Annotated in this window: 7 protein-coding genes and 1 pseudogene; 2 read left to right on the top strand and 6 right to left on the bottom strand. The window is 66.2% G+C overall.

Translation table 11 applies throughout. From position 1 onward, the window contains the following. On the bottom strand, window positions 1–298 hold a 298-nt coding region (locus tag JHD63_RS24215; protein WP_233168497.1), incomplete at its 3' end, for a hypothetical protein. Between JHD63_RS24215 and yidC the strand changes: the two genes are divergently transcribed. Continuing rightward, window positions 201–1,718 (top strand): membrane protein insertase YidC, encoded by a 1,518-nt coding sequence (yidC, locus tag JHD63_RS20555; protein WP_370590596.1) that lies wholly within the window; start codon window positions 201–203, stop codon window positions 1,716–1,718. The two genes, JHD63_RS24215 and yidC, sit on opposite strands and share 98 nt — an antisense overlap. A 70-nt stretch (window positions 1,719–1,788) precedes the next feature. Continuing rightward, a pseudogene (gene mnmE / locus JHD63_RS20550) lies at window positions 1,789–3,143 on the top strand (tRNA uridine-5-carboxymethylaminomethyl(34) synthesis GTPase MnmE). A 246-nt stretch (window positions 3,144–3,389) separates the two neighbouring features. On the opposite strand, the gene JHD63_RS20545 reads toward mnmE, so the two are convergent. From JHD63_RS20545 to JHD63_RS20525, 5 genes are all read right to left on the bottom strand, one after another. Then, complete coding sequence (locus JHD63_RS20545; RefSeq protein WP_198972666.1) at window positions 3,390–4,631, bottom strand: pyridoxal phosphate-dependent decarboxylase family protein; 1,242 nt, start codon at window positions 4,629–4,631, stop codon at window positions 3,390–3,392. Window positions 4,632–4,639: 8 nt separating this feature from the next. Continuing rightward, the gene (locus tag JHD63_RS20540) at window positions 4,640–5,452 is read right to left on the bottom strand and encodes an ABC transporter permease (protein ID WP_198972665.1); all 813 of its coding nucleotides are present in this window, start codon (window positions 5,450–5,452) and stop codon (window positions 4,640–4,642) included. Beyond that, window positions 5,449–6,264: an ABC transporter ATP-binding protein gene (locus tag JHD63_RS20535; RefSeq protein WP_198972664.1), complete on the bottom strand. Its 816-nt coding sequence runs from the start codon at window positions 6,262–6,264 to the stop codon at window positions 5,449–5,451. The genes JHD63_RS20540 and JHD63_RS20535 overlap by 4 nt, the downstream gene beginning before the upstream one ends. Window positions 6,265–6,268: 4 nt before the next feature. Next, on the bottom strand, window positions 6,269–7,315 hold the full coding sequence (locus tag JHD63_RS20530; RefSeq protein ID WP_198972663.1) for a taurine ABC transporter substrate-binding protein: 1,047 nt from the start codon (window positions 7,313–7,315) through the stop codon (window positions 6,269–6,271). A gap of 118 nt (window positions 7,316–7,433) precedes the next feature. Next, the gene (locus tag JHD63_RS20525) at window positions 7,434–8,126 is read right to left on the bottom strand and encodes a GntR family transcriptional regulator (protein WP_198972662.1); all 693 of its coding nucleotides are present in this window, start codon (window positions 8,124–8,126) and stop codon (window positions 7,434–7,436) included. Window positions 8,127–8,632: the final 506 nt, after the last annotated feature.

The following is an 8,632-nucleotide window of genomic DNA, read 5'->3' as shown; positions in this document are numbered from 1 at the left end:
CCCCCCCCCCCCCCCCCCCCCCCCCCCCCCCCCCCCCCCCCCCCCCCCCCCCCCCCCCCCCCCCCCCCCCCCCCCCCCCCCCCCCCCCCCCCCCCCCCCCCCCCCCCTTTTCAAGCAGAAGACGGCAAACGCGATTTCCTGTACGGTCTCGTGGGCTCGGAGATGTGTATAAGAGACAGGGCCAGGCCGGCGCCTCGTCCGTGCCGAGCGCCTCCGCCAGCGGTGCCGCCGCCACGCCCGGCGGCACGCTGCCGCCCACGGCCACCAGCGCGCCGAGCCAGCGCATCGAAGTGCGCACCGACGTGTTCCGCCTCGTCTTCGACAGCGCCGGCGGCACGCTGGTGCAGGGCGAACTGGTGCTGCACACCGACTTCGAGCACCACGACGAGAAGTTCACGCTGCTCGACGACAGCCCGAACCGCGTCTACGTGGCGCAGAGCGGCCTGATCGGCGGCGACTTCCCCAACCACAAGACGCCCATGACCCTGCTGCCCGGCCCGCTGAGCCTGAGCGACGGCGACAGCACGCTGGCGGTGCGCTTCGAGTCCGCCGACGTCGGCGGCGTGAAGCTGCGCAAGACCTACACGCTGACCCGCGGCAGCTACGCCATCGACGTCAAACAGGAGGTCATCAACGAGGGCGGCAGCCCGGTGTCGCCGCAGCTCTACCTGCAACTGGTGCGCGACGGCAACAAGCCGCCGGGCGAGTCCTCCTTCTACTCGACCTTCACCGGCCCGGCGGTCTACACCGAGGCCAAGAAGTACCAGAAGGTCGACTTCAAGAAGATCGAAGAGAACAAGGTCGACATCGAGAAGCAGGCCACCAACGGCTACGTGGCCATGGTGCAGCACTACTTCGCCACCGCCTGGGTGCTGCCCGACGGCGTCCAGCGCGAGCTGTTCATGCGCAAGGTCGACAGCAACCTGTACGCCGTCGGCATGATCACGCCGCTCGGTACGCTCGCCCCGGGCGCGAGCAAGACCATCGACGCCACCTTCTACGCCGGCCCGCAGGAAGAGAAGAAGCTCGAAGCCCTCTCCCCCGGCCTGGAGCTGGTGAAGGACTACGGCTGGCTCACCATCCTGGCCAAGCCGCTGTACTGGCTGCTGGACAAGCTGCACGGCTTCCTCGGCAACTGGGGCTGGTCCATCGTCGCGCTGGTGCTGCTGCTGAAGGCGGCCTTCTACTGGCTCAACGCCAAGGCCTACTCCAGCATGGCCAAGATGAAGGCCATCAACCCCAAGATCATGGCCATGCGCGACCGGCTCAAGGACAAGCCGCAGGAGATGCAGAAGGAGATGATGCGCATCTACCGCGAGGAGAAGGTCAACCCGATGGGCGGCTGCTTCCCCATCGTGATCCAGATCCCGTTCTTCATCTCGCTCTACTGGGTGCTGCTCTCCAGCGTGGAAATGCGCGGCGCGCCCTGGATCCTGTGGATCCATGACCTGTCGGCGCCGGACCCGTACTTCATCCTGCCGCTGCTCATGACCCTGACCAGCCTGCTGCAGACCGCGCTCAACCCCGCGCCGCCGGATCCGATGCAGGCCAAGCTGATGTGGATCATGCCGCTGGCCTTCAGCGTGATGTTCTTCTTCTTCCCGTCCGGCCTGGTGCTGTACTGGATCACCAACAACATCCTGTCCATCGCGCAGCAGTGGATCATCAACACCCGCATGGGCGTGCCGCCGCAGTTCAACCTGCCGAAGTTCAAATAAGCCGCCGCGCCCCGGCCAGGCCGCCACGACCGACAGGTCTGGCGGCTTTTTTCTTGAGGAGAATCGCCCCATGCCCACGCACCACCAGGACCCGATCGCCGCCATCGCCACCGCCCCGGGCCGCGGCGGCGTGGGCATCGTGCGCATCAGCGGCGGCACCGACCTGTCGGCGCTCGCCCGCGCGCTGTGCGGCCGCGACCTGCCCGCGCGCCAGGCCTGCTACGTGCCCTTTCGCGATGCCGCCGGCCAGCCCATCGACCAGGGCATCGCGCTGCGCTTTGCCGCGCCGCATTCCTACACCGGCGAGCACGTGCTGGAACTGCAGGCCCATGGCGGCCCGGTGGTGCTGCAACTGCTGCTCGCGCGCTGCCTGGAGGCCGCGGCCGAGCCCGACCCGGGCGCGCCTTCCTCAACGACAAGCTCGACCTGGCCCAGGCCGAGGCCGTGGCCGACCTGATCGACGCCAGCACCGAAGCCGCCGCGCGCAGCGCCGGCCGCTCGCTCGCCGGCACCTTCTCGGACGAAATCGCCACGCTGCGCGAGGCACTGATCCACCTGCGCATGCTGGTCGAGGCCACGCTCGACTTTCCCGAAGAGGAAATCGACTTCCTGCGCAAGGCCGACGCCGACGGCCAGCTATCGAAACTGCAGCAAATGCTGACCCAGGTGCTGCAGCGCGCGCGCCAGGGCGCGCTGCTGCGCGAAGGCATCACCGTGGTCATCGCCGGCCAGCCCAATGCCGGCAAGTCCTCGCTGCTCAATGCGCTGGCCGGGGCCGAACTGGCCATCGTCACGCCCATCCCCGGCACCACCCGCGACAAGGTGGCGCACACCATCCAGATCGAGGGCGTGCCGGTGCACGTCATCGACACCGCCGGCCTGCGCGAGAGCGAGGACGAGGTCGAGAAAATCGGCATCGCCCGCGCCTGGGACGAGATCGCCGCCGCCGACGCCGTGCTGTTCCTGCACGACCTGACGCGCGCCAGCGCTCCTGAATACATAGCAGGAGACCTAGATGTGACTAGGGCCATGGCCCAAAAACTATCAAAAAAGGTGCCGGTACTGGACCTGTGGAACAAAATCGACGCCGCCGGCGCCGCCGCCCTGCCAGCCGGTGGCATGGCCTTGTCGGCCCGCACCGGCGCCGGCCTGGAGGCGCTGCGCCAGCGCCTGCTCCAGATCGCCGGCTGGCAGTCCGCGCCCGAGGGCATCTACATCGCGCGCGAACGCCACGTGCAGGCGCTGCGCCAGGTCCAGGCCCATCTGAGGCAAGCCGAGGCCCACCTCGCCGCCCAGGCCGGCGCCCTCGACCTGCTGGCCGAGGAACTGCGCCTGGCGCAGAACGCGCTCAACAGCATCACCGGCGAATTCAGCTCGGACGACCTGCTGGGGGTGATCTTTTCGCGCTTTTGCATTGGGAAGTGATGATGGGCCTGAACACAGGAGGGAACACGATGGAACGGATGTGGATGGTGCGCGGCGAAGGCGGCAGCCTGTACGACGCCTTTCGGGAACGCGGCGTAGCCGCCATCGGCTGGAACCAGTTGGCCGCCCATGCCAGGCCTGGCGTCGGGCGCAAGCAGTTGGTCGCGCTGTACCAGTCCGCCGAGCCGCAGGAACTGTCTCGGTGTGGCCGTTTTTCGCCGTCGGCGCCACAAGCCTGGCACCCTTCTAATACCGCGCGTCCATCGAGACCTGCCCTGCCATTGAAGGGGTTTGCGGCGCCCTGAGCACGGCTCCCATGTCACCCAGGTATCGCCCTACGACCGGTTCATGCGTGAGATTGAGCATGTGATGGATGCCCGGCGGATCGGTCACGTAGCCCACCGTCCAGCCACGGGCAGCCATCCCCTGTCCAATGGCCGCCATGTCGTGCAACGGTGAACCGAAGGCGAAGATGGACAGCTGCGGGTTTCCCAATGTGGGCAGGCCGAGCGTCTCCAGCCCGGCCTGCATGGAACGCCGTGTGGACAGCACGCGCTCGGTCACACGCAGGTAGCCGTCCTGGCCCAGATGGTTCATGACGGCCCATGCGGAGGCGATCGCGCCGCCAGCGCGCGTGCCCACGAGCGTGTGCGTGAAGTATTGGCCGCGTGGCCAGTCGTCGAAGTGGTAGCCCATCAGCGCGAACGACGCGGCATCGGCAAAGAACAGCGTAGAAGCGCCCTTGGCGGCATAGCCGTACTTATGAAGGTCGGCCGAGATCGAGGTCACGCCCTTTACCGCGAAATCGAAGTCGGGAATGTCCGCACCCAGTTCGCGCGCGAAGGGCGCGAAGTAGCCGCCGACGCAGGCGTCGACGTGCATCCAGGTACCGTGCTCATGCGCCAGCGCGGCGAGTTCCGGGATCGGGTCGACCACACCATGCGGGAACGACGGTGCCGAACCCACCAGCATCGCCGTGTCCGGCGTCAAGGCTGCGCGCATCGCGGCCATGTCGGCGCGGAAATCCGCGCCCAGCGGCGTGCGCACGGGCTCCAGCCCCAGGAAGCATGCGGCCTTGTCGAAGGCCGGATGCGCGCTACGCGGCATCACGATGCGTGGCTTGCCCATGCCGGGACGGCGAGCCAGTGCCCGGTCGCGGGCGCACTTGACCGCGAGGAAGATGCTCTCGGTGCCTCCGGTGGTCATCGCGCCGCATGCGTCTGCCCCGCCATGCAGCAGGCCGAGCGCCATGGCTACGACCTCAGCCTCGAATTTGGCCAGGCTGCAGAAGGCGCGCGGCCCCAGACCGTTCTCAGAGAAGTACATCAGATAGGCCTGCTTCGCCACCTCGAGCACGTCTTCGCCGGCATAGTGGATGAACATCGGCAGGCGGCCACCGCGCCAGTCGGCATCGTTGCTGCGGGCGTCCTTCATCTGGCGCTGCAGTTCTTCCCAGGCAATGCCGTGGGCGGGGAGTTGTGTGGTCATGGTGGGCCCTATCCTTCCTTGCCGCCCCAGTGGACGACATTGTTCTCGAGCGCTCGCGCGAGCAGGTCGAGCGCATAGCCCAGCACTGCCATGATCAGCGCGCCGACGATCACGACGTTGGTGAGCAGGAAGTCCGAGGCTGACATTGCCATGTAGGCGATGCCCGCGTTGGTGGCGATCATCTCGGCTCCCACCAGCATGGTGATGCCGATGCCGATGCTCACGCGGATGCTGGTGAAGATGCCGGGCAGGCTGGCCGGAAAGATCACGCGCCGGAAGATCATGCTGCGCGAGGCACCGAGCGCCATTGCGGCCTGCACCTTGCGCCGGCCTACACTGCGCACCGCCTGCATGGCACTGATCGACAGGATCGGGAACAGTGCGAGCACGATGATCACGATCTTGGCAACCTCGCCGATGCCGAACCAGATGATCAGCAATGGCAGCAGCGCGAGTTTGGGCATCGGACGCGAGATTTCGATCGGCGGGTCGAGCACCGCCTTGACCGTTTCGTTCATGCCCATCCAGAGACCCATCGGAACGGCAATCGCCACCGTGAGCAAGAAGGCCAGCCCGAAACGAAACAGGCTGATGCCCAGGTGATGCGCCAGCGTCTTGCCCTGGTAGCCGTTCTGCATGAGCTGCAGGAAGGTCTGCCAGACCGACGCCGGCGACGGCAGAAACAGGGGTGCGACGAGAGGTTTGTCACCCACCAGCGGCGTGGTGATCAGGAACCACAGCGTCAGCAGCACGGCGAAGGAGCCCAGGTTGATCCAGCGTGATCGGCCCTTGACGTCTGGCGCATGGGGCGACGCGCTCATTGCGCGCCTTCCTGGCGTTGCGCCGTCAGTGCCTCCTCGCGCAGCAGGCCGAATATCTCGGCCTTCATACGCGCGAACTCGGCGCTCGTGACCACGGCCGGGTCGGCGCTCTGCGAGAACTGCGGCCGCAGGCTCGCCTTGATGCGCCCGGGACGCGCCGACATCACGACGACCTCGGTGGCCAGGAAAAGCGCTTCGTCGATGCTGTGCGTGATCCACAGCACCGTCTTGTGCGTGCGCTGCCAGATACGCTTGATCTCTTCCTGCAGCAGTTCGCGCGTCTGCGCGTCGAGTGCGGCAAAGGGCTCATCCATCAGCAGAATCTCGGGATCGTTGGCCAGGGCGCGCGCGATGCCCACGCGCTGCTGCATACCGCCCGAGAGTTCGTAGGGGTAGCGCTTGGCGAATGCGGCGAGCCCCACCATCTCGAGGTAGTGCGCCGCGAGGCGGTCGGCCTGCGCCGCAGGCTTGCCTGTCGCCAGCGGGCCGAACGCAACGTTGTCGTGCACATTCATCCAGGTGAACAGCGCGCCCTGCTGGAACACCACGCCACGCCGAGGGTCCGGGCCGCGCACCGACAGGCCGTCCATCAGCACCTGGCCACTGGTCGGCTGCTCGAAGCCCGCAAGAATGTTGAGCAGCGTGCTCTTGCCGCAGCCCGAGGGGCCGAGCAGGCAGGTGAACTCGCCTTCGGTGATGTCGAGCGTAATCGGCTCCAGGGCCCGCACGGCATCGGCGCCCTGTCCGAAGCACTTGCTCACCTCCTCGAAGCGGACCTTGGGCGCATGGTCGACACGTTCTGCCGGTGGCATGGCTTCAGGCCACCATCTTGGCGAGAAAGCTCGAATCGACCAACCCGCCCACCTCCGTGGGCATCACCGTGATCTGCCCGGAGTCGAACAGGAACCGCGCCTGTGTCTGCAGCGTCTTGAGAACGCCCGTGTCCTTTTCCCCCGGCTTGCCCATCCAGCGGCTGCTGAGCTGCTCGCTGGCGGGCACCGGATAGAAGGTATTGAGCGAGCGCATCACCGTCGCTTCGTCGACATTGAGAAACCTGGTCATGGTGGCGACAGCCTCCTTTGGGTCTTGCTTGAAGCCGCGCGCGATCTGCTCATAGTCCTTCAGGAAAGCCAGTACCAGATCCGGCGACTTCTGTTTGAACTCGTCGCGCACCAGCAGGCCGTCGAAGATCAGCAGGTTCTGGCGATTCAGGTCACCTGTCTTGAAGATGATCTGGCCGCCGTCGTCGGTCAGGCGCGGGAGCACCGGCACCCAGATGTAGCTCGCGTCGATCTCGCGGCGCTGCCAGGCCGAGGCGATCTGGTCGGCACGCATGTTGATGAGTTGCACATCGGACAGCCCGAGGCCTGCGAACCTGAGCGCCGCCACCGCCGCGAAATGCACCGAGGTGTTGAATGGCAGGCCGATCTTCTTGCCCTTCAAACCAGCCAGTGTATTGATGCCGGAGTTGCCCTGCACCACCAAGCATTCGCTGTCCACGATGTTCTTGTAGACATAGACCATCGACGCTTTCAGGCCATTGGCGTAGCCCACCATCATCGGGCTGGAGCCGATGTTGCACATATCCAGGCTGCCGCCGGCCATGGCCGAGATCACCTCGGAGCCTGCGCGCACCGTCACGAAGTCGCTGCTGACCCTCTGCCCGAAAATCCTGGGCGCCAGAGCCTTCGCGCGGATGTAGTTCTGCGCATCGATGGCGCCGAAGGTGCCCAGCCTTACAGCGCGCGGCGACTGCCCGAACGCCGGAACGGCATGGCCCAGCAAGGCCCCACCGGCGGATGACGCCAGCAGCATGTGGGCGGCTGTCAGACTGAACTCGCGGCGGGAGAGATGGAGCTTCATGGGCAGACTTTCCTGAGACGAGGGAAGAACGAAACCCGCCGTCCGGCTGGTCTGACCGCAGTCTAGACATCATTGAATATATTCAAATGCTCCAAAACCCACCCTCGGCGGACTGACTTCAGGGTTTCAGCAGCCGGATAAGAAAGCGGGAGCCGTGCGCCAGGTCGTCGCGCATGGCCTGCCCGAGGGCGTCGCCGTCGCGCCGCCGTAGCGCGTCCATCGCGACCAAGTGCGTTTCGTGGCCGGTCAGGCTTCCGCAATACTGGGGAAACAGCAGATTGAGCGTGGGCCCGACGCGTAGCCACAGGCTCTCGATGACGCGTATCAGAATAAGTTGACCTGATGAACGATATATTGAAAGGTGAAAATCGGAGTTGCTCATGAGGGTCTGGTGAGCGTCGCCCGCCTGGATCGCGGCCAGGTGCGCCTGCACCACCGCATCGAGACGCTCGATCTCTTCATGGGAGATTCGTGGCGCGGCTTCCTTGGCTGCCAGACATTCGAGCTCCATACGGATCTTCAGGATTTCGCGATAGGTCTCCACGCCCAGCCGGGGAACGCGAATGGTGCGCCCGTTGACCACTTCGAGCCCCTGTTCGACCACCAGCCGCTGCACGGCCTCGCGCACTGGTGTCAGGCTCACACCGAACGCCTCGGCCACGCCGCGCACCGTCAGCACCTGTTCGGGGAGCAGCGCGCCGGTCATGAGCGCATGGCGCAACTTCTGATAGGTGCGGTCGGTCAGGGTGTCGCCGGGGGCGCCTTGCAGGTCTCCTTGCGCGACGCCCGAGAAGTCCTCGTCCACAGTCACGGTGTTGGCTATGGCGCGGGTCTTGGACAGGGAACTTCGGGCGCCCCGGGCGGTGCCGCCAGGCGTGGCAGTGGCGGCCGCAAGGCGTTTGGACGGGCGAAGGGGCTTCGCTGGTGGCTTGGGCATGAGATAGGATCGGCGCTGCGGATTCAATTGAATATACTCTGTTGGATTCGCGCAGGCCGACTTCCGGGGACGCTGGGCCAGTGCGCGCGGCCACGTCAGCACATGACCCGGCGTGGCTTGCACTCAACGCTGCCTGATCGCCAGTCCGGGTCTTCGGAGGCACGCGCGCTGACATGCGCGGAGCGCGCGCAAATCGGGGGCCAGCGCCTCGCCTCTATCGAAGACGAAGCAGTCGCCGTGGCGGTGGGCGGCCGCCAGGGCAATCGCATCTAAATCCAAGCGAAACTAAAGCGCTGAAACAACCCTCCTAGCGCAGCCCCGATGAACCTACTGCACCACCTGCAGAGCATCTCCGACCCCCGAAGCCACCGCACGCGTCG

Source organism: Xylophilus sp. ASV27, assembly GCF_016428875.1.
Lineage (GTDB): Bacteria > Pseudomonadota > Gammaproteobacteria > Burkholderiales > Burkholderiaceae_C > Xylophilus.
The sequence above is the reverse complement of the archived record's forward strand: the minus strand, read 5'-3'. Positions and strand labels throughout refer to the sequence as shown.

Bases quoted from the DNA above. Each gene is read 5' to 3' on its own strand.
- JHD63_RS20530 (WP_198972663.1), bottom strand. From the start codon at position 7,315: ATGAAGCTCCATCTCTCCCGCCGCGAGTTCAGTCTGACAGCCGCCCAC.
- JHD63_RS20545 (WP_198972666.1), bottom strand. From the start codon at position 4,631: ATGACCACACAACTCCCCGCCCACGGCATTGCCTGGGAAGAACTGCAG.
- JHD63_RS20535 (WP_198972664.1), bottom strand. From the start codon at position 6,264: ATGCCACCGGCAGAACGTGTCGACCATGCGCCCAAGGTCCGCTTCGAG.
- JHD63_RS20540 (WP_198972665.1), bottom strand. From the start codon at position 5,452: ATGAGCGCGTCGCCCCATGCGCCAGACGTCAAGGGCCGATCACGCTGG.